Source organism: Actinomycetota bacterium (assembly GCA_019347575.1).
GTDB lineage: Bacteria > Actinomycetota > Nitriliruptoria > Nitriliruptorales > Nitriliruptoraceae > JAHWKY01.
In genome coordinates, this window is sequence record JAHWKY010000035.1 from 1 (window position 1) to 19,273 (window position 19,273).

Sequence of the window (19,273 nt, forward strand, 5' to 3'; positions counted from 1 at the left end):
GTCCCCTTCAAGCGGCAGCACCTGCGTGTAGGTGATCTTGATCCGCTTCTCCGAATGGGCCTCGATGGGGAAGATCCGCGCCTTGAAGATGTTGCCGCCGGTCCACTCCAGCAGCCCCGGGTCGCGCCGCTCGCGGAGGATCGTCTCGTAAATCTCGCGGGCCCGCTGCTTCTCGACGATGTCGGCCTCGACCAATTCGTCGCCGATCCACATGCCGAACCCCGAGATCGACGCTAGAGGGGCCTACCCTCTCTGTATGGATGTGAAGGAGCGTGAGCAGGTTCTCGAGTGGATCGCGGCGTGGAGATCAGCTGGCGAGGCCCTCGAGGAAGAGCGACGCGAACGTCTGCGCTCCATGACGCCGGCGCAGCGCCGGGAGGCCATCCGAGCCGTCCTGGCGGTCGTCACGACCGAGGCGTCGGGGGCCTCGCCTGCCCGATCGGGCCTGATCGCCATGCAGCGGTTGCTCGCGCGGGCGCGTGCGTGACCAGCCCGCTGCATGATGCGGCTTCAGAGCTGAGTTCGTTCTGCCGGCGGGAGGGCTGGCGGTTCTGCATCATCGGCGGCCTGGCGTACCTGCGGTGGGGAGATCCCCGAGCGACGCGGGACGTCGACGCCACCGTACTCACCGGCTTCGGTGGAGAGGTCGGGGCGGCCAACGCTCTCCTGGAGCACTTCGCGCCACGGGTTGAGGATCCAGTCGGTTTCGTGACGAGGAACCGCGTGCTGCTCCTGTCTGCCTCGAACGGCGTGCCGCTCGACGTCTCGTTCGGTGCGCTTCCGTACGAGGAGCGGCTGATGGAGCGATCATCGGAGTTCGACTTCGGCGGGTTCACTGCGCCGACCTGCAGCGCTGAGGATCTCGTGGTGATGAAGGTCTTCGCTGGTCGGAACCAGGACTGGGCCGACGTCGAGGGTGTCATCGCCGCTCAAGGCGCTGCGCTGGACGTCGAGCTCGTCGTCGAAGAGCTGACACCTCTACTCACGTTGAAGGAGGACCCTGAGGGTCTGGACCGGCTACGGCGTCTCTTGCCTCCTGCATGAGCCCTACGCCTCGAAAGCGGGTAGGCCCGCAAGGGTCTCGAGGGTTCTCGCGTAGCCGGTCGGCGAACATCGAGGCGTAGACGCCGGCTTGCACGGCGACTTTGGCGAGCTCGCCCGCGCTGGCGTCATCGTATTAGGGTGGTCGTTGTCGTTCGATCGCGTGGCCACGGTCACGCGCCCCACGTGAACGCACCGACCAGCCCGCACCCGAGAGGACACCGATGAGGCTGCGCGCCACCCTCGCCCTGCTCGCCGCACTCGCCCTGGTCGCCACCGCCTGCGGCGGCGATGACGACGACGACGGTGGCGGACAGGCCGAGGGCGGGACGCTGGTCGCCGCCCTCGGTGGCGAGCCGGACATGCTCGATCCTCACGCGACCTCGTCGTCGTTCTCGTTCAAGGTGCTCGAGAACGTCTACGACACGCTGGTCCAGCCCGGTGACGACCTGCAGATGGAGCCGGCGCTCGCCCAGGACTGGACGATCTCCGACGACCTGCTGACCTGGACGTTCACGCTTCACGAGGGCGTCACGTTCCACAACGGCGCGGAGTTCACCGCGCAGGACGTCAAGGCCAGCTACGACCGGATCATCGACGAGGAGCTGAACAACGCCTTCCGGTTCAGCGCCGTGGACGAGGTCGTCGTGGTCGACGACCAGACGCTCGAGATCGTGCTCAACCGCCCCGCTCCCAACCTGCTCACCTCGATCGGGTCCTTCAAGGGCATGGCGATCCTGGACAGCGACGACATCGCCGACGGGTTCGACTTCGACCAGCAGGCCAACGGCACGGGGCCATTCACCCTCGAGTCGTTCACCTCCGGAGACTCGATCGTTCTGGCCGCCAACCCCGACTACTGGCAGGAGGGCCTGCCCCGGCTCGACGGCGTCGAGTTCCGGTTCATCCCCGAGGAGTCGGTGAAGCTGACCAACCTGCAGTCCGGCGACGTCGACTGGATCGACACGGTCCCGCCGGAACGACTCGAGCAGCTCGAGGGCGACGACGACGTGGTGGTCGGACGCGTCGCGGGCAACGACTACTGGTACATGGCGACGAACATCGCCCGCGAACCGTTCGACAACCGTGACGTGCGCCGGGCGATCGCCTTCGCCCTGAGCCCGGCGGACGTCGCCCAGGCGGCGAAGTTCGACGCTGCGACGCCCAACGAGACCGCGATCCCGGAGACCAGCTTCTGGTACTTCGACCACGCCCCGTACGGACGGGACGTCGAGCAGGCCCAGCAGTTGCTCGACGACGCGGGCGTGGGTGACGGGTTCACGATGGACGTCATGGTCACCAACGAGTTCCCGGAGACCATCGACGCCGCCGAGGCGATCTCCACCCAGCTGGCCGACGTCGGGATCGAGGTCGAGATCCGGACGCTCGACTTCTCGACGTGGCTCGACGAGCAGGGGCAGGGCAACTTCGACAGCTTCATGCTGGGCTGGCTCGGCAACATCGACCCGGACGACTTCTACTACGCCCAGCACCACTCCGAAGGCGGGTTCAACTTCCACGGCTACAGCAACCCCGACGTCGACGAGCTGCTCGACCAGGGCCGTCGCGAGACCGACCGGGACGCGCGCAAGCAGATCTACGACCAGGCCGCGGAGCTGATCGTCGACGATGCCTCCTACATCTACTTCTACAACCCCGACATCATCAACGCGTGGGTGCCGCGCGTCTCGGGGTACGAGACCCGCGCGGACAACGCGGTGAGGTTCGTCGAGACGTCGCTGGGCTGAGGCCGTGAGCGGGTACGTCGTCCGCAGGGTGCTCCAGGCCCTGCTGGCGCTGCTCGGCGTCTCGATCATCGTCTTCGCGCTGCTCCACCTGGTCCCCGGCGACCCGGTTCGTACCGCACTGGGGACCCGCTTCGACCAGCAGACCTACGAGGCGCTGCGCGAACGTGCCGGGCTGAACCAGCCGCTGGTCGTGCAGTACCTCCATTGGCTCGGCGGGGTGCTGACCGGGGACTTCGGGGTGAGCTTCCGGACCGGCCAGAGCGTGGCGAGCGCGATCGCGGACCGGCTGCCGGCCACGGCGACGCTGGCGGTCGCCTCGCTCGTGGTGGCGCTGGTGATCGCGATCCCCGCCGGCATCGTCTCCGCGGTCCGTCAGGGCAGGCCGATCGACTACGTCGCGACGTCCCTGAGCCAGATCGGCGTCTCGATCCCGGATTTCTGGTACGGGATCCTGATGATCCTCGTCTTCGCGGCCACGCTCGGCCTGCTGCCGCCCTCCGGGTACGAGTCGCTGCTGGACGACCCGGTGGAGTGGCTGCGGCGGCTGGTCATGCCGGCGATCACGGCCGGCGTGGTGACCGGTGCGATCCTCACGCGGTTCACGCGTTCATCCGTTCTCGAGGCGATGAACGCCGACCACGTCCGGCTGGCGCGTGCCAAGGGCCTTCCTGAGCGCACCATCCTGCGCGAGCACGTCCTGCGCAATGCCTGGATCCCGATCGTCACGGTTACCGGGCTGCAGCTCGCCACGCTGCTGGGCGGGGTCGTGGTCGTCGAGGTCGTGTTCGCATGGCCGGGCCTGGGCAGGCTCGCTCTGGACGCGGTCGAGAGTCGTGACTACCCGATGATGCAGGGGGCCGTGCTGGTCATCGCCGCCGGGTTCCTGCTGATCAACCTGCTGGTCGACCTGCTCTACGCCAGGCTCGACCCCCGGATCACCTACGGATGAGCGCCACCCCGGTGGACGCCGAGGCCGGTGAGGGCCGGCCCCTCGTCGGCCGGCGCCAGCCGCCGTGGCGCCGCACGACATCGGCCCTGGCGTCCAACCGGCTGGCGCTCGGCGGGTTCGTGGTCCTGGCGCTGCTGCTGCTGGCCGCGCTGGTCGGGGACCAGCTCGCTCCGTTCGGCGCCAACGAGCAGGACCTGCAGGCACGGTTCGAGGCGCCGAGCAACGACCACTGGTTCGGCACCGACGACAAGGGCCGCGATGTCTTCAGCCGCGTGCTGATCGGGGCGTCCACCTCGCTGAGGGTCGGCGCCGTCGCCGTAGGGATCTCGCTGGTCCTCGGGACGCTGATCGGCCTGGTGTCCGGGTATCGGGGCGGCTGGCTGGACAGCGTGCTGATGCGCACGATGGACGTGCTGTTCTCCTTCCCGGTGGTGTTGCTCGCGATCGCGATCGTCGCGGTCCTGGGGCCCAGCCTGACCAACGCGATGATCGCCATCGGGATCGTGTTCACCCCGATCTTCGCGCGCGTCGTTCGCGGGTCGGTCCTGTCCGTCCGCGAGGAGGTCTTCGTCCGGGCCGTGCGCTCGCTGGGAGCCAGCGACCTGCGCATCGTGTTCCGCCACATCCTGCCCAACGTCGCCGCGCCCATCATCGTGCAGACGTCGCTGTCGTTCGCGTTCGCCATCCTGACCGAGGCGGCGCTGTCGTTCCTCGGGGTCGGCGTCCAGCCACCCGAGCCGGCATGGGGCCTGATGCTCCAGGACGGTCGGGGCGTGATCGACCTGGCCTGGTGGATGGGGGTGTTCCCGGGGCTGGCGATCTTCGTCACCGTGATGGCCTTCAACGTCGTCGGGGACGGGCTGCGTGACGCCCTCGATCCCAAGCAGCGGTCGGTCATCGAGTCCCGCGGTCAGGAGGCCTGAGCCGTGTCCGACCCGGTCCTGTCCGTCCGCGATCTCCACGTCCGGTTCGGGACCAGGCGCGGAACGGCCCACGTCGTGCGGGGCGCGACCTACGACCTGCACGCCGGCGAGACGCTCGCGCTGGTCGGCGAGTCCGGGAGCGGCAAGTCCGTGTCCACGCTCGCCCTGGCCAGGCTGATCCCGGTGCCGCCGGGTCGGATCGAGGGGGAGGTCCACTTCGACAGCCAGGAGCTCGTGGCGCTGCCCGAGGACGCCCTGCGCAAGATCCGCGGCAACGGCATCGGCTTCGTGTTCCAGGACCCGATGACATCGCTGAACCCGGTCCACACGATCGGCAAGCAGCTCACCGAAGGGATGCGCCACCACCTCGGGATCACACAGGAGCAGGCTCGGGACCGTGCCGTCGAGCTGCTCGACCTCGTCGGGATCCCCGACGCCGGCAACCGTCTGGGCGACTATCCCCACCAGTTCTCCGGGGGCATGCGTCAGCGGGTGGTGCTCGCGATCGGCCTGTCCTGCGATCCCCAGGTCCTGGTCGCGGACGAGGCCACGACCGCACTCGACGTGACGACGCAGGCGCAGATCGTCGACCTGGTCGGGCGGTTGCAGGACGAGCTCGGCATGGGCGTGATCTGGATCACGCACGACCTCGGCGTCGTCGCGGGCATCGCGGACCGCGTGATGGTGATGTACGCCGGCGAGATCGTGGAGCAGGCGGGAGTCGACGAGCTCTATGGCGCCCCCCGCCACCCCTACACCGTCGGGCTGCTCGGGTCGCTGCCGGTGCTCGGCGAGGAGGATCCCGGTGAGCTGACCACCATCCCGGGCCTGCCTCCCGACCCGACTGCGATGCCACCGGGCTGCGCGTTCTACCCGCGGTGCTCGTTCCGCGACGACGAGCGCTGCGAGGCGCAGCATCCGGACCTGCGCCACATCGGCGAGGGGCACCGCGTCCGCTCCTTCTACCAGGTGCCGGACGAGGTCTCGGCCATGGTCGCCGGACGCGAACAGGTCCGCGAGCTGCCGGAGGCCCAGCGGTGAGCGAGCCCCTCCTCTCGGTGGACGACCTGACCGTCCACTTCCCGGTCCACGGGCCGGGTCTGGTGCGCCGCCGGGCCGGGACCGTGCGCGCGGTCGACGGGGTGTCGTTCGAGGTGCGGCGTGGAGAGACGCTGGGGCTGGTCGGCGAGTCCGGCTGCGGCAAGACGACCACCGGTCTGGCGTTGCTGCGCCTGGTCGAGCCCACCCGCGGCCGGATCGTGTTCGACGGTACGCACGTCACGGACCTCGGGCGCGGTGAGCTGCGGGACCTGCGGCGCCGGATGGCGATGATCTTCCAGGACCCCTATGCCTCCCTGGATCCGCGCATGTCCATCGGCGACAACGTCCGCGAGGCGCTGGTCATCCACGGCCTCCACGCCGGCCGCCGGCGCGAGCGCGTGGCCGAGTTGCTGGAACTGGTCGGCCTCAACCCCGACTACGTCGACCGTTACCCCCACGAGTTCTCCGGCGGGCAACGCCAGCGCGTCGGGATCGCGCGGGCACTGGCGGTGGAGCCCGACTTCATCGTCGCCGACGAGCCGATCGCGGCACTCGATGTCTCGATCCAGGCCCAGGTGATGAACCTGCTGAAACGCTTGCAGCGGGAGCTGGACCTGACCTACCTGCTCATCGCACACGATCTCGCCGCGGTCCAGCACCTCTCCGACCGCATCGCCGTCATGTACCTCGGCCGGATCGTCGAGGTCGCCAACCGTCGGGACGTCCACCGCGACCCGCAGCACCCCTACACCCGGGCGCTGCTCTCGGCGATCCCTGTACCCAGCCCGGCTCGGGAACGCGAGCGGCGGCGGATCCTGCTGCACGGCGAGCTGCCCAGCCCCCAGGACCCGCCTTCCGGGTGCAACTTCCGGACCCGCTGCCCGGAGGTGTTCGAGCCCTGCGACCGCGTCGACCCGGCTCTCCAGGAGCTCTCCCGTGGCCACCGCTGTGCCTGCCATCTCCACGGCGTGGTCGGCCAGGAGGTCGAGCCGTCGGCCCACCCCGACGCCGGGACGGCCTCCGCGTCAACCGGCTGACCCCAACCGCCGCACCCGGCCGCCAGCGCCCCGCTGGGTCAGGTACAGCTCGCCGTCGGGTCCGAGCCCGAACGACGTCACCCCCTCGATCGGCCCGACCTGCTCGGTCCAGTCGCGCTCGTCGGTGATCGCCCCGGCCCCCGCACCTCCCGCGGAATCGAACCCGAAGCTGCGCAGGAACCCCGCGCAGTGGTCGGCGTAGAAGTAGTGGTCCTCCAGGCCCGCGATCGCGGTTCCCGGACGACCCCGCAGAACCCTCGGATACATGACACCATCAGAGGAGTTGGCAGAGGCTGTTGCAGCCACCCATCGAGCGCGCACCGCAACGATCTTCGTGAGGCTGCAGGCCTGTGCGACCCTGGTGAAGAGGTCGGCGGCGCCGGCCAGGCGCACGTCACCCGGATCGACGGCACTGGCGAGCACCCGCCGACCGGCGAGCACCTCGGTCAGCGTTGAAGGGCTCCGAAGGACCCCGTGATCTGCGCTCATCGTCTCGAAAGCGGGTAGGCCCGCAAGGGTCTCGAGGGTTCGGATCCCTCTCCCTCCGCTTCCAAGTCCCAGGTCAGGCGCTGCGGTTGCCCTTCGGTGCAACGTGGCCGACCCGCAGGTCTGGCTGTGGAGCCGGGCCGTCACGGCCCACCGTTCGTAGGATGCGGCCATGTCCCAACTCCGCACGCACGACGAGTTCGGGACGCCGCGGGAGGCGGCAGCACGACCGCAGACGCGCGACGACGTCGTGGAGAGGCACGGGCCCGGCCTCGATGGGCTCGATCTGCCGCCTGTGGACGTCGCTCCGGCGGCGCGAGCGCCCCAGTCGCCGCCAGAGGTCGTGCTGGCTCTCCAGCGCCGGGCGGGGAACCGAGCCGCCGCGGAGTGGGTGCAGCGCAACGCGCGATCGCCGCGCGGTGAGCCGCTGCCCGTGACGGCGGATGGCGCGCATCGTGTCCTCGGCGAAGCGGCAACCGCTGTCCGGGTCCACCGCGATTCTCCGATCGCGGAGAACCCGGACGCGCTCGCGCGCACGGAGGGCTTCGACATCCATCTCGCCCCGGGCGCGCCCGGGCCGGAGACCACCGGGGGCCAGGTCATCCTCGCCCACGAGGCGGCGCACGTCGTCCAGCAGACGCGACCGGGGCCGCGCGTGCAGCGGGCCGCCGCGGAACGCGAAGCCGACGAGGCGGCCGAGGCCGCGCTCGACGGTGGGCCTGTGCCGGACCTGAAATCCGCCCGGGGGCCCCACTACTTCGAGGCGCGGTGGCACCAGGCCACGCTCACGAACGCCATGGAGCTCGCCGGCTTCAGCGACGAGGAGCAACAGGAGGCTTACTTCGCCAACTGGTGCCGGGATGTGTCGCAGCTCATGGTGCCGCCCGCCCGGAAGTACCTCGGCCCCCAGAACATCATGACGCTGCTCAACGTCATGGCGCAGATGAAGTTCGGCCGCGGTGTGACGCCCGAGGACCTCGGGCAGTACAGCCGCCGCGAGCACATCGACGCCCCCGCGGGCACGACGAACGACGACGTGATCGGCAAGGCGCTGAAAATCGAGGGCCGGGGCCGGCTGCCACTCGAAGGCGGACCCGAGCACAAAGGCTCGCCGACCGAGTCCGAGGACCTCTCATCGGCCAACATCGCCAACCTGATGCGTCTCGACGCCTCTGGGACGCCCGCCTACATCTACAGCTCGAAGGACTACATCCTCGAACAGGCCCGTGCGGCCCTCGCGGCGGGCCGCACGCCGACGGGCCTGGCCCATCTCGGCAACCTCTCCCACACCGTGCAGGACCTCTTCGCGCACTCGAACTGGGTGGAGATGGCCGTGGGCAAGCTCATCGAGGAGGATAAGGTGGTCCTCGACCTGGCCGGGCCCGGCCCGGAGGCCGAGGCCGCCCGCGAGGTGAAGCGGCGGCGCGATGCCGGTCTGCCGGCCATCGAGACCTACGCCGGCGAGGTCCAGACCGCTGCCGGTGACACCCGACCGATCCTCACGACCGGGACGTTCTCGGGCAGCCTGGGTGACCCCGGCCATGACACGCTCATCTCCATCCGGCACGAGGCGCGCAACTTCCTGGACCAGCACAACCCGTTCGCGCCCGGAGGCTCCGACACCGCGTACTTCGATCTCGCCATCGAGCTGCTGCGGCGTGCTGAGACCTCGGCGCAGGAGGGCAGCCTCGGCGAGATCGTCATCCAGTCGGTGGAGGCCATCGCCAGCAACGCGGCCATCACCCGGAGGGTCGAGGATGTGGCTCACGATCTCGAGCGGGGGGCGCGCTCGCTCGGCGGTGCCGGACGCCTGGGCGACATCTTGGCCGGAGGCGCCCGCCTGGTCGGCGGGGCAGCGCAGTCGGCGGTCGGCTGGGCCGGGGACGCGTGGAAGGACGGTCTGCGTCGGGCGGCCACGACGATCGTCAACCGCGTCCTCGGCAACGCCACGCTGGTAGATGTCGCCGAGTTCGTGCTCAAGGGCAGGGGCGCGATCGGGACCGCGTGGAACGGGGTGAAGCAGTTCGTGGAGGGGCTGCCGGACCGCGTGCGCGACATCATCATGCCGCAGCTCGTCAAGGCCGAGGAGGCCCTCAAGAAGAAGTACCGCCAGCTCGGCCAGGCCGCCTGGCAGACCGCCGTCGGCAAGTTCATGGAGGCGCTCGGCGAGGTCGCGCCTCACGCAGCGGAGCGCGAGAGCCCCGTCTTCAAGAAGGTCGAACGGCTCCGTAACGAGGTCCTACCAAAACTGCGCGAGGACATGGCGAACGCCATCCGCCGCGTCTCGAGCGGCCCGGAGGCGGAGCGGGCGATCGCCCTGATCGAGAAGCGCCCGCTCGGCGAGATCATCCCCTACCTCCAGGGGGCGGGCTTCCAGCAGCTCCTCCGCGGCCTCGACCGCGTCGAGCAGCGACGGCTCATGGAGACCGGCGAGAACTTCAGCGAGCTGAACGAGCGGATCCAGCAGTTCGACAACCTGCCAGAGTGGGCCAAACCGGGCCCGTCGCACTCCCAGCTGGCCAAGGACCACGCGTCGTCGCCGTTCTTCGGGGCCGCCTTCGCGGCGGCCAACCAAGCGGACACGCTGCTGGTCCAGGCGCTCCAGCAAGCGTGGGCGGCTCGAGGTCAGACCGGGCCAGCTGCCGGCCTCGGCGGCGACGTCGGTGAGCTGCGTGAGGAGCGCGAGCGGCCCGGCGAACCCGCCGTCGAACGGGCCGAGGAGCGGGAAGGCGAGAGCGACCTCGCCCGGCAGCGACGCACGCACTTCCTCCAGACCCGGCAGGCCGGCCAGCGCGTGCTGGCCATGGGGCACGGCGAGATCGCGCTGCCGGTGCAGGCGCTCGTCGAGGCGGCCGACGCGCTCTGGAACCTCCAGACCCAGCGCCCCGTCGTCGGCCCCGTCGTCCGCGGCCTGGTCGCGCTGCTGCGCGAGGCGGCGCCTTCGGCGCAGCTGCTCGCCGAGATCGCGCGGGTTCGGCGCTGGCTCCAGACCCAGGGCGACGACGAGCTCACCCGCCTCCTCTCGGGCGACCTGTCCCGCATCGAGCAGATCGTGCGGAGCAGCCTCACACCGGACTGTGAGCCGGGTGAGACCAGCGCACAGCACAACGTCCACGCCGGGATGCACCAGCCCGGCGAGACCCCGGAGCGTCACGCCCAGCACGCCGGGGTGTGCACCCCCGGCGAGACCGCCGCGGACCATGCCGCCCACGCGGCGTCCGTCCATCCGGGCGAGACGCTGGTGCAGCACGCCGCCCACGCGGGAACGCCCGCAGGTGAGACGCCGGCGCAGCACATGGCGCACGCGGGACCGCCGTGCCCGGGCGAGACACCCGAGCAACACACGGCCCACACGCACGCGCCCGTGACGCCAGCCCACTACCGCGAGCAGATCGATCAGGTGAACCGGTTCCGCGGTCCGAGCCGCGAGATCGTCCTACCCGACGGGAAACGCGCGCAGGCCGGCGCGGTCCGGCTCAGCGACTGCGATCCCTCGAAGGGGCCGGAGCAGCGGGGTTCCTGCCAGTCGATGGGCGCCGACGAGGTGGCCCGCCGTGACGCCCTCACCGAGGCCGAGGGCGATCCCGCCCGGCGCCTCGAGATGCAGATCGATCGGATCTTCGGTCACCCCTACGACTCCACGTGGTGGCGCGGCACCCTGACGAACTGGGCCAACGAACACAAGGCGGTGCTGGCGCGCTACATCCTCGAGCGGAACTCCGGGCAGATCGAGAGCCACGCCCACTGACCCAGGCCGTGCGCCCAGGGTTTCTGGTACTCACCGAGGCGAGTCACGTCCGTGGCGCCGGTCTCCAAAAGGAGACGCTCTGGGTAGGCGATCCCCGATGCCGCCGTGGGAAGCTAAGACGATGACGAGGTCTACCGACGAGCGCGGATCCGAGCCGCCGAGGTCGGCACGTCCGTGTCGGCTGCCGTCCGCGAGTTCCTGACACAGTTCGCAGGCGAGCAGACCGAGTTCGAACGGCGGAAGCGACTGGAGAGGCAGACACTGGCCTCCATCCAGGCGTTCCGGGCCGGTGACCGGCTGACACGCGACGAGATCCATCGGCGCGATGCGCTTCGTTGACACCAACGCGTCCAGGCAACACATCCGGCACGGGCAGAGCGCCTCACGTCTGACCAGGCGGTGGCTCTCATCGACGCGTGGCTTCGGTTCGACGTCCGCGATGTGACGGTGCGACTCATGCAGGATGCGTTCGCGACCGCCCGCCGATGGCAGATCTCGTACTGGGATGCCACCGTCGTCGAGGCTGCGAGAGACGCGGCCTGTGCGGTACTTCTGACGGAGGACCTCCAGGACGGGATGGACTTCGCCGGAGTCCGCGTCACGGACCCCTTCCGCTGACGCAACTTCGGGTCGGCTCCGAACAGACCGGTGATGCGCTGTGCGCCGCGTTCGAGGCCGCCCTCGCGCCGACGATGTGTCACCATCGACCCCCCGGGGAAGAGGAGACGGCATGGACGCGCGAGACGAACGCGCAGCCGGAGCCGAGTCTCGGAGCTCCCCTGGTCCGCGGATCTCGTTGCTCGGAGGGTTCGGCCTCTCGGACGGACGCGTCGACGTCGCCATCGCGGAGGGTCCGCAGCGGCTGCTCGCGTTCCTCGCCCTGCGCAAGCGCCCGGTGCGGCGCACGCTCGCCGCCGGTGCCCTGTGGCCTGACGTCGGCCAGGAGCAGGCCAGTTCCAGCCTGCGCTCCACGCTGACGCGCCTCGACGAGGGTGCGCGGTCGGCGCTGGCCGTCACCGCCTCGCAGCTCGCGATCGCCGGCCGGATCACGGTGGACCTGTGGGAGGCCGAAGCGCTCGCACGTCGTCTGGCGGGCCCCCACGAGTCGTTGACCGTCGACCGCTCGTCCTCGGCTGAGGTCGATGCGCTCTCGTCCGACATCCTCCCCGACTGGTACGAGGACTGGGTGATCGTGGAGGCCGAAGCCTGGCGCCTCCAGCGCCTCCACGCACTGGAGACGCTGGCCGACGACCTGCGGAACGAGGGCTCGTTCGGGCAGGCGTCCTCCGCCGCACAGGCGGCCATCGACGCCGACCCGCTCCGGGAGAGCCCTCGTGCGGCCCTGATCCGCGTGCACATGGCCGAAGGCAACGTCTCGGACGCGATCCGGGAGTTCGCGCGGTACCGCCAGCTCCTGATGCGTGAGCTCGGGCTCGAGCCCACACCCCGGTTGCGGGCTCTGCTCGACCAGGGTCGGTGACGCTGGCGTCACGGGCGTCGGGCACGCTGGCAGCATGACACAACAGCAGACCGGCCTCATGGTGCTGCGGGTGTGGACCGAGGAGGGCTCGACCGAGCCGCTCCGGGTCGATGTCCGCCAGACCTACGACCTGTCGCGCGGGTTCCGCCGCCCCCTGACGCTCACCGATATCGACCTGGTCTTGGCCGCCGTGCGCACCTTCCTGGAGACCGGCCGAGCTGTCGGCGCTGCGAGCGGCAACGGGGGCGGGTGACCGGTCGGCCGGACGGCGTCACGCGACCGTCACGCCGTGGTCACGTGACCGCGTCACCATCGGAACGGAACCTGCCGCTGAGAGCCAGCCGGTCCCACGACCGCTCGCAGGTCCACAGAGAGCGTGCTATGCGCATCGGTGTGAGCATCTTCCTGATCGCCGTCGGGGCCATCCTGCGGTTCGCGCTGGAGACCTCGGTCGAGGGCATCGACCTCGCCATGACCGGCGTGATCCTGATGGTGGTCGGTATCGTCGGGCTGCTGGTCTCGGTGGCCTTCTGGAGCAGTCTCAGTCCCTCACGCCGCCGGGCGAACATCGCCAGCAGCGAGGTGGTGCACGAGATCGAGACCATCTCGACCCGTGAGCCGGAGATCGTCTGATCGCCCCGCGTGGTCAACCGCGTACGCAACCGACCTCGCTCACCGACCTCCCGCACCGACCTACGCCGAGGGCACGAACCGTGACAGACCGGTCCGCAGACAACCGTCCCGGCGAGCCCGGCGCCCTCCTGGCGCCGTCGTCGGCGACCAGGCCCCTGGTCGTCCTCGAGGAGCGTCCGGCGGCACCGTCGGTCGTTCGCCCGTGCAGTGTGCAGCTGCCACGCGACCTGCTGGTGCGGCTGGCGGCACTGTCTCGCCAGGTCAGTGACATCCGCCAGGAACACGCCGCGCACCCCGAGCTGTCGCTGCGCCTGGACGAGGTCGCGGCCGATCTGGACGGGCTGATCCAGCGCATCTACGACGAGACCGTCCGGCACCTCGCCGGCCGACGCGGGTGAACGTACTGCCCACGCACCACCATCGACCTGCTCTGGTGTGCGGCATCGGCGTCGACGGGGGAACATGCGAACCTGCATGACATGATGCGTGTCTGCATGCTCAGTAGGGTCTCATGCCGACGGTGCAGATCCGTGATCTCGATGAGGACGTCTACGCCGCGCTGGCGCGGCGAGCAGAGGACGCCGGGATCAGCGTCCCTGAGCTGCTGCGCCGCCACGCAACCCGGCTCGTGGCACGCCCCTTGGTCGAGGAGTGGCTGGCACGGACCGGGCGACGTTCGTCACAGGTCACACGTCAGGAGGTCCTGGACTCCATCGATGAACTATGCGTTCCCCGCGCCAGTCACGCAGATCCTCGACTGCTTGGAGGCTCGTGGTTGACGCCGGGTCCCTGTTCCTGCTCTTGGGCCGAGCCTGGGAGCTCCGGGAGAACGTTCGGGGCCACGACGCGATGTACCGGTGGAAGTGTCGGTGACCTATCCGGACTTCCCGGGGCGTCGTGCGAACGGATGATGGACGATTGGACGAGTCGCCGGGGAACCCTACCGTCACGTGAGGGTAGGGTGCGTCAATGATCGGCTCGGCGCGTCGCGCCCGAGCGCGTACCCATCTCGAGGAGCGGCGTGGCAGTCCAGACCGCCTCAGCACGACTGCATGACCCGCGCTCGATCACGCCGGTCGACCTGGCGGCTGCCGTCGGCCAGAGCCTCGGCTACGTCGAGCGCGCGGCCCGTGCCCGCGCCCGGCGCGTGGCCGCCACCCACGGCGGCGACCCCGTCCCTTGGCGCTCGCGACGCAACCTGGAGCGCCACGTCGCCAACTACCTGGTGGCCGCGTGGTTCGGGGCCGGCGCGACGGGTGTGCACCGCTACCTCGATGTCGGCTGTGGGATCGGGGCGCTGGCGGCCTGGATCGCCGACCGCCTCGACGCCTCGCTGGCCGCCGTCGACACGGACCCGCTCATGCGCACCATCGCGGCGCGCACCGCCCCGGACGCGCAGGTGCTGGAGAGGATCGATCGGGCCCCAACCGCTGATCTCGTGACCGCGCTGGAGGTCGTCGAGCACCTCGCCCGTGGTGACCAGCACCGCTTCGTCGCCACGTTGTTCGCACGCGTGCGTCCCGGCGGTCAGCTGGTGATCTCGACCCCGGACGAGTCGGCCTATCCGTTCGGTGATTCGGGTTACCGGCCCCACGTCGGTTGCCTGGACGCCGCGAGCCTGCACCAGCTGCTGCGTCGGGCCACGGGCCAGCATGTGGAGATCTGGCATCTCGACGGTGGGCCCTTCACCGCTCGACGAGGCCGCCTGCTGGCCGAGTGGGTCGCCAACCACCTGTGGGCCACGATCGCCGCTGGGCCGGTCGAGGCCCTGGTACGGCGCCTGGTACGGCGCACCCGGACCATCCCGAGCGCCCCCACCGCCGACCAGCTCGGCACGATCGTCCTGCGTCCACACTCGGTGGCATCGGAGCCCGCAGGCACCGGCCTGATCGCCCGAGTGACCAAGCCTTTGCCGGACGGACATGAAGCAACACTGACGTAACGGTACGGTGCTGACTCCTGCCCGCACCCAGCTGGGCCCCCGTACCCTGAAGGGCTGGCGATCGGACCAAAACCACGTGGGCGAGCGGGACATCTTCCAGATCGGCGACGTCGCCGAGCGTGTTGGTCTGTCCCTGCGCACCATGCGCTACTACGAGGAAGTCGGCCTGGTCCCCCCCTCGGACCGCAGCCCCGGTGGCTTCCGCCTGTACACCGAGTCCGACATCGCCCAGCTGGAGCTGATCAAGCAACTCAAGCCGCTGGGGTTCAGCCTCGATCAGATGCGCGAGCTGCTCGACCTGCGCCGCCGGCTGCAAGCCGACGACGGCATCAGCAAGCGCGCGCTCGCACAGCTGCGTCGCTACGCCGAAGACGCTCGGGAACGCTGCCACGAGCTGCGCGCGCAGTTGCGTGCCGCCGAGCAGTTGGCGAACCAGCTCGAGGCCGACCTCGACGCTCGTGACCGACAGCAGGTCGGCTGAGGGCCGATGCCGGTCATCGGCTGCCCCACCCGTCCGCATCATGGGCGACCCGGTCAGACGACACATTTGGGCCTGCCTCCCCGCTGCGCCCCGCAGGTCGGTGTACCGGTCCTGTCGGTGATGACCGAGCAGAGCGGGGCACGGACCGCGACGGTGCGCGGCGCCCCGCCTTGTTAGGGTCGGGGCCGACCCCCCGCGCCTTGCGGCGTTCCGTCGGTGACGTCACGGCCGTCGTCGGTGACCACCAGGTCCTCGACCGACGCCCCGTCGGGTGCCGTCAGCTGCACCAGGGCGTCGCCGCCGCTGACGAGGTCGCCGCGCCCCGAGAGCACTCGATGACCACGACCTCGGAGGCCAAGGCCGGCACCGCCAGTGGCACCACCGCCGTGAGGCCAGCCACGAGCAGGACGAGTGGGACGAGGGGTCGGCTCACCGGATCGCTCCCGAACGCGTGCGTCGGTTGGGAGGTGCGCGGCCTGGTGGATGGGCTCGGCCGGATCGAGAACCTCGAACCGGACCGGCGCGGTGGGATGCTGCTGTCGTCGACCGACCGGGGCCGGATCGAGCGGCTGCTGCCGGACGGGTCGGTCGAGGTCGCGTTCGAGGGGGTGCCCGCTCCCGGTGGGCTGCGGGTCATCGCTGGCGTGCTGTTCGCCAACACCGGCGACAGCCTCCAGGCCGGCTTGCTCGGTAGCACCGACGGGACCATCCAGAGGATCGAGTTGGGCAGCGGGGCGCGCGAGACGTGGGCTGATGGCCTCACGATGCCCAACGGCTTGGTGTTCGCGGCGGACGGGCGGGCGTTCACCAGCCGCACCATCGGGGTCGATGCGGCCGTCACGATGGTCCCGCCGGACCCACCCCGCGAGCCGCAGCGGTGGGCTGAGATCCGCGATACGAACGGGCTGGCGATCGACGCGGCGCAGGAGTGGCTGTACGCGTCGACCACCTTCGACCCGCTGGCGCCAGTGCACCGCGTCCGGCTCGACGACCCCACCGCCATCGAACTCGTCGCCAACCTCACGACCGTCGGCACCCCCGTGATCAAGGGTCTCGACGATCTCACCATCGACGGGGCAGACGTGCTCTACATCACTGCCAACGGCAGCGGCGAGGTGCTGCGCCTGGATCCGGCCTCCGATGCAACCGACGGCCCGTCACGGGAGCCTGACCCCGGAACGCTGCCGACGACCGGTGGCGGACCCGCGGTGGCGGCGCTCCTCGCGCTGATCGCCGCGTGGGTCGGCCCCGTCCGGCACTCCTGACGCCGGATGCGGTGTGTCGGCGGACGCCACGCCATGCTTGCATCGCCAGACGTGCGTCCGTCGCCGTCGCCAGGAGCCAGGGAGATGCCCCCGCCGATCGAGGAGCTGGCCTGGGCCGAGACACCGATGGGAGTGATCAGTCTGCGGCGGCGGTGGGAGGCGTCACGGCAGGTGGACGTGTACGAGGTCAAGCTCGACGACGAGTTCCTGATGTCGAGCCTGTTCACGGTCGCCGAGGAGGCACTGGCGCATCTGACGCTCCAGGCGGTGTCCGGCACGGATCTCGATGTTGTCGTCGGTGGCCTGGGGTTGGGCTACACCGCTCGGGCGGTGCTGGAGGACGACCGCGTGCGGTCGTTGACGGTCATCGAGGCGCTGGCGGAGGTCATCGCCTGGCACGATCGCGGACTGCTGCCCGACGCCCAGGTGCTGACGTCGGATCCACGGGTCCGCGTGGTCCACGGCGACTTCTTCACGATGGTGGACGACGACCGCCTTCTGGGTGCCGACGGACCTGCTCCGCTCGTCGACGCCGTCCTGTTGGACATCGACCACACCCCCCGCAACGTCCTGGCGCCGAGCCATGCCGGCTTCTACACGGTGGCCGGGCTGAAGCGGCTGACCCGCCACCTCCGCCCAGGTGGAGCCTTCGGGCTGTGGTCCGACGACCCGCCTGACGAGGACTTCGAGCGGCGCCTGACGGCGGCGTTCGCGGACGTCGAGGCGCACGTGGTGCGCTTCCCCAACTTCTACACCGCGAGCGAGTCCGCCAGCACGGTGTACGTGGCTCGGCGGTAGCGGCACGCCGCCCCCGGCGCCGGTGGGTGCCGTACCCTCGCGTGACGGCAGATCTGCCATCGGGCCGCTCGCGGCCTGTTCGGCGGCTGCGATGTCCTCTCATCCGAACTGGAGTCCGATGATGTCCGACGCGCGCGTGCTGGCCGAGGCCGGTCGGCGCCGGACGTTCGCGATCATCTCGCACCCCGACGCTGGCAAGACCACGCTCACCGAGAAGTTCCTGCTGTACGCCGGGGCGGTCGAGGAGGCCGGGGCCGTGCGCTCGCGCAAGGTCGCGCGCACGGCACGGTCGGACTGGATGGAGCTGGAGAAGCAGCGGGGGATCTCGATCTCGTCGGCCGTGTTGCGCTTCGACCACGAAGGCGTGGTGTTCAACCTGCTGGACACGCCAGGGCACCGTGACTTCTCGGAGGACACCTACCGGGTGCTGTCCGGGGTCGATGCTGCGGTGATGGTGCTGGACGCGGCGGGAGGGGTGGAGGCCCAGACCGAGAAGCTGTTCGCGGTGTGCCGGCAGCGCGGGACGCCGGTCATCACGTTCGTGAACAAGATGGACCGCCCGTCACCCGAGCCGCTGGCGATCCTCGACGACATCGAGGCCACGCTGGGCATCGATGCGCACCCCGTGACCTGGCCGGTCAAGCCGGGCAACGAGTTCCTGGGCGTCGTGGACCGACGCGATCAGACCTTCCACCGCTACACGACGGTGGCGCACGGATCGACCCGGGCGGCCCACGAGCTCGCGGAGTGGCCCGCGGACGTCCCCGGTGCGCGCCAGGCCGACGACGAACTCGAGCTGCTGGCGGCTCTGGGCAAGGACCACGACCGCAAGCGGTTCTTGGCGGGCGAGTCGACGCCGGTGTTCTTCGGTTCGGCGCTGTCGAATTTCGGCGTGCCTGTGCTGCTCGACGCGATCGAGCGGTTGGCTCCGCCGCCCGAGCCACGCGCCGATGTCGAGGGGCGTCGCCGTGCGCTCGATGCTCCGTTCTCGGGGTTCGTGTTCAAGGTCCAGGCCAACATGGACCCGCGCCACCGCGACCGGATCGCGTTCGTTCGGGTGTGCTCAGGGCGCTTCGAGCGGGGCACGACGCTGGAGTGCGCGCGGACGGGCAAGCGGCAGGCCGCCAAGTACGCCCACCAGGTGTTCGGCCAGGAACGCATCACCGTCGAGGAGGCCTTCCCTGGCGACGTGGTCGGTCTGGTCAACGCGGCGGATCTGGCGATCGGCGACTCGCTGTACGAAGCCGAGCCAGTCGTCTTCCCACCGCTGCCCACGTTCACCCCCGAGCATTTCCGCCTGGCTACGCCCGTCGACCGGTCGCGGGTCAAGCAGTTCCGCCGCGGGCTCGAGCAGCTCGACCAGGAGGGTGTGGTCCAGGTGCTGCGCGACGAGGACCTCGGCGACGTCGAGCCGATCCTGGCCGCGGTCGGCGCGCTGCAGTTCGACGTGGCGGAGTTCCGGATGCAGCACGAGTTCAACGCCCCGCTGCGGCTGCGCCCCGCCGCGTACCGAGAAGCTCGCCGCACCGACGAGGACTCGGTCGAGGCCCTGACGCGGATGCGCGACGTTGGGATCTACCGGCGCGCGGACGGTACGCCGATGGCGCTCTTCCGTGACCGCTGGCAACTCCAGCAGGTCGAGGCCGACCATCCCGAGCTCACCTTCGACACCATCGTCACCTCCTGATCCGGGGCCCCGTG

At 70.2% G+C, this 19,273-nt stretch carries 21 protein-coding genes; 19 read left to right on the top strand and 2 right to left on the bottom strand.

Annotation, left to right across the window (positions count from 1 at the left end; translation table 11 throughout):
- The coding region (locus tag KY469_18460; protein MBW3665082.1) for a hypothetical protein at positions 1-213 on the bottom strand (213 nt) is incomplete at its 3' end.
- Between the two features lie 43 nt (positions 214-256).
- Here KY469_18460 and KY469_18465 point away from each other — a divergent pair.
- From KY469_18465 to KY469_18495, 7 genes are all read left to right on the top strand, one after another.
- A complete protein-coding gene (locus KY469_18465) occupies positions 257-487 on the top strand; it encodes a hypothetical protein (protein MBW3665083.1) in 231 nt (76 codons plus the stop codon).
- The gene (locus KY469_18470) at positions 484-1,044 is read left to right on the top strand and encodes a nucleotidyl transferase AbiEii/AbiGii toxin family protein (protein ID MBW3665084.1); all 561 of its coding nucleotides are present in this window, start codon (positions 484-486) and stop codon (positions 1,042-1,044) included. The genes KY469_18465 and KY469_18470 overlap by 4 nt, the downstream gene beginning before the upstream one ends.
- A 221-nt stretch (positions 1,045-1,265) precedes the next feature.
- A complete protein-coding gene (locus KY469_18475) occupies positions 1,266-2,789 on the top strand; it encodes an ABC transporter substrate-binding protein (GenBank protein ID MBW3665085.1) in 1,524 nt (507 codons plus the stop codon).
- 4 nt (positions 2,790-2,793) lie between these two features.
- Positions 2,794-3,738, top strand: a complete 945-nt coding sequence (locus KY469_18480) for an ABC transporter permease (GenBank protein ID MBW3665086.1) — start codon at positions 2,794-2,796, stop codon at positions 3,736-3,738.
- Positions 3,735-4,661, top strand: coding sequence for an ABC transporter permease (locus tag KY469_18485; protein MBW3665087.1), 927 nt, complete (start codon positions 3,735-3,737; stop codon positions 4,659-4,661). Before KY469_18480 ends, KY469_18485 begins: the two co-directional genes overlap by 4 nt.
- A 3-nt stretch (positions 4,662-4,664) precedes the next feature.
- Positions 4,665-5,702: an ABC transporter ATP-binding protein gene (locus KY469_18490; protein MBW3665088.1), complete on the top strand. Its 1,038-nt coding sequence runs from the start codon at positions 4,665-4,667 to the stop codon at positions 5,700-5,702.
- Positions 5,699-6,739, top strand: coding sequence for an ABC transporter ATP-binding protein (locus KY469_18495; GenBank protein MBW3665089.1), 1,041 nt, complete (start codon positions 5,699-5,701; stop codon positions 6,737-6,739). The genes KY469_18490 and KY469_18495 overlap by 4 nt, the downstream gene beginning before the upstream one ends.
- Here the strand turns inward: KY469_18495 and KY469_18500 are convergent.
- Complete coding sequence (locus tag KY469_18500) at positions 6,728-7,228, bottom strand: hypothetical protein (GenBank protein MBW3665090.1); 501 nt, start codon at positions 7,226-7,228, stop codon at positions 6,728-6,730. The genes KY469_18495 and KY469_18500 overlap by 12 nt on opposite strands.
- 169 nt (positions 7,229-7,397) lie before the next feature.
- Here KY469_18500 and KY469_18505 point away from each other — a divergent pair, with 169 nt between their 5' ends.
- The 12 genes from KY469_18505 (at position 7,398) to KY469_18560 (ending at position 19,259) form a co-directional block, all read left to right on the top strand.
- Positions 7,398-10,973, top strand: a complete 3,576-nt coding sequence (locus tag KY469_18505; protein ID MBW3665091.1) for a DUF4157 domain-containing protein — start codon at positions 7,398-7,400, stop codon at positions 10,971-10,973.
- 147 nt (positions 10,974-11,120) lie between these two features.
- The gene (locus KY469_18510) at positions 11,121-11,312 is read left to right on the top strand and encodes a hypothetical protein (protein ID MBW3665092.1); all 192 of its coding nucleotides are present in this window, start codon (positions 11,121-11,123) and stop codon (positions 11,310-11,312) included.
- A 60-nt stretch (positions 11,313-11,372) separates the two neighbouring features.
- Positions 11,373-11,591 (top strand): hypothetical protein, encoded by a 219-nt coding sequence (locus KY469_18515; protein MBW3665093.1) that lies wholly within the window; start codon positions 11,373-11,375, stop codon positions 11,589-11,591.
- A 112-nt stretch (positions 11,592-11,703) separates the two neighbouring features.
- The gene (locus KY469_18520) at positions 11,704-12,453 is read left to right on the top strand and encodes an SARP family transcriptional regulator (protein ID MBW3665094.1); all 750 of its coding nucleotides are present in this window, start codon (positions 11,704-11,706) and stop codon (positions 12,451-12,453) included.
- 34 nt (positions 12,454-12,487) lie between these two features.
- Positions 12,488-12,706: a hypothetical protein gene (locus tag KY469_18525; GenBank protein MBW3665095.1), complete on the top strand. Its 219-nt coding sequence runs from the start codon at positions 12,488-12,490 to the stop codon at positions 12,704-12,706.
- Positions 12,707-12,834: 128 nt separating this feature from the next.
- Positions 12,835-13,086: a hypothetical protein gene (locus tag KY469_18530; protein ID MBW3665096.1), complete on the top strand. Its 252-nt coding sequence runs from the start codon at positions 12,835-12,837 to the stop codon at positions 13,084-13,086.
- Between the two features lie 209 nt (positions 13,087-13,295).
- Positions 13,296-13,484 (top strand): hypothetical protein, encoded by a 189-nt coding sequence (locus tag KY469_18535; GenBank protein ID MBW3665097.1) that lies wholly within the window; start codon positions 13,296-13,298, stop codon positions 13,482-13,484.
- 623 nt (positions 13,485-14,107) lie between these two features.
- On the top strand, positions 14,108-15,028 hold the full coding sequence (locus KY469_18540) for a class I SAM-dependent methyltransferase (protein MBW3665098.1): 921 nt from the start codon (positions 14,108-14,110) through the stop codon (positions 15,026-15,028).
- A 76-nt stretch (positions 15,029-15,104) separates the two neighbouring features.
- Complete coding sequence (locus KY469_18545; GenBank protein ID MBW3665099.1) at positions 15,105-15,509, top strand: MerR family transcriptional regulator; 405 nt, start codon at positions 15,105-15,107, stop codon at positions 15,507-15,509.
- A gap of 200 nt (positions 15,510-15,709) precedes the next feature.
- Positions 15,710-16,774 carry a hypothetical protein gene (locus tag KY469_18550; GenBank protein ID MBW3665100.1) on the top strand — a complete coding sequence of 355 codons (1,065 nt, stop codon included), beginning with the start codon at positions 15,710-15,712 and terminating at the stop codon, positions 16,772-16,774.
- 84 nt (positions 16,775-16,858) lie between these two features.
- Positions 16,859-17,572, top strand: a complete 714-nt coding sequence (locus KY469_18555; GenBank protein ID MBW3665101.1) for a spermidine synthase — start codon at positions 16,859-16,861, stop codon at positions 17,570-17,572.
- Positions 17,573-17,663: 91 nt separating this feature from the next.
- Complete coding sequence (locus KY469_18560) at positions 17,664-19,259, top strand: peptide chain release factor 3 (protein MBW3665102.1); 1,596 nt, start codon at positions 17,664-17,666, stop codon at positions 19,257-19,259.
- Positions 19,260-19,273: the final 14 nt, after the last annotated feature.

What these genes read in the sequence shown, in the direction of transcription:
- KY469_18465 (MBW3665083.1), top strand. Translation starts at nt 257, where the DNA reads ATGGATGTGAAGGAGCGTGAGCAGGTTCTCGAGTGGATCGCGGCGTGG.
- KY469_18475 (MBW3665085.1), top strand. Translation starts at nt 1,266, where the DNA reads ATGAGGCTGCGCGCCACCCTCGCCCTGCTCGCCGCACTCGCCCTGGTC.
- KY469_18485 (MBW3665087.1), top strand. Translation starts at nt 3,735, where the DNA reads ATGAGCGCCACCCCGGTGGACGCCGAGGCCGGTGAGGGCCGGCCCCTC.
- KY469_18500 (MBW3665090.1), bottom strand. Translation starts at nt 7,228, where the DNA reads ATGAGCGCAGATCACGGGGTCCTTCGGAGCCCTTCAACGCTGACCGAG.
- KY469_18505 (MBW3665091.1), top strand. Translation starts at nt 7,398, where the DNA reads ATGTCCCAACTCCGCACGCACGACGAGTTCGGGACGCCGCGGGAGGCG.
- KY469_18520 (MBW3665094.1), top strand. Translation starts at nt 11,704, where the DNA reads ATGGACGCGCGAGACGAACGCGCAGCCGGAGCCGAGTCTCGGAGCTCC.
- KY469_18525 (MBW3665095.1), top strand. Translation starts at nt 12,488, where the DNA reads ATGACACAACAGCAGACCGGCCTCATGGTGCTGCGGGTGTGGACCGAG.
- KY469_18530 (MBW3665096.1), top strand. Translation starts at nt 12,835, where the DNA reads ATGCGCATCGGTGTGAGCATCTTCCTGATCGCCGTCGGGGCCATCCTG.
- KY469_18555 (MBW3665101.1), top strand. Translation starts at nt 16,859, where the DNA reads ATGCCCCCGCCGATCGAGGAGCTGGCCTGGGCCGAGACACCGATGGGA.
- KY469_18560 (MBW3665102.1), top strand. Translation starts at nt 17,664, where the DNA reads ATGTCCTCTCATCCGAACTGGAGTCCGATGATGTCCGACGCGCGCGTG.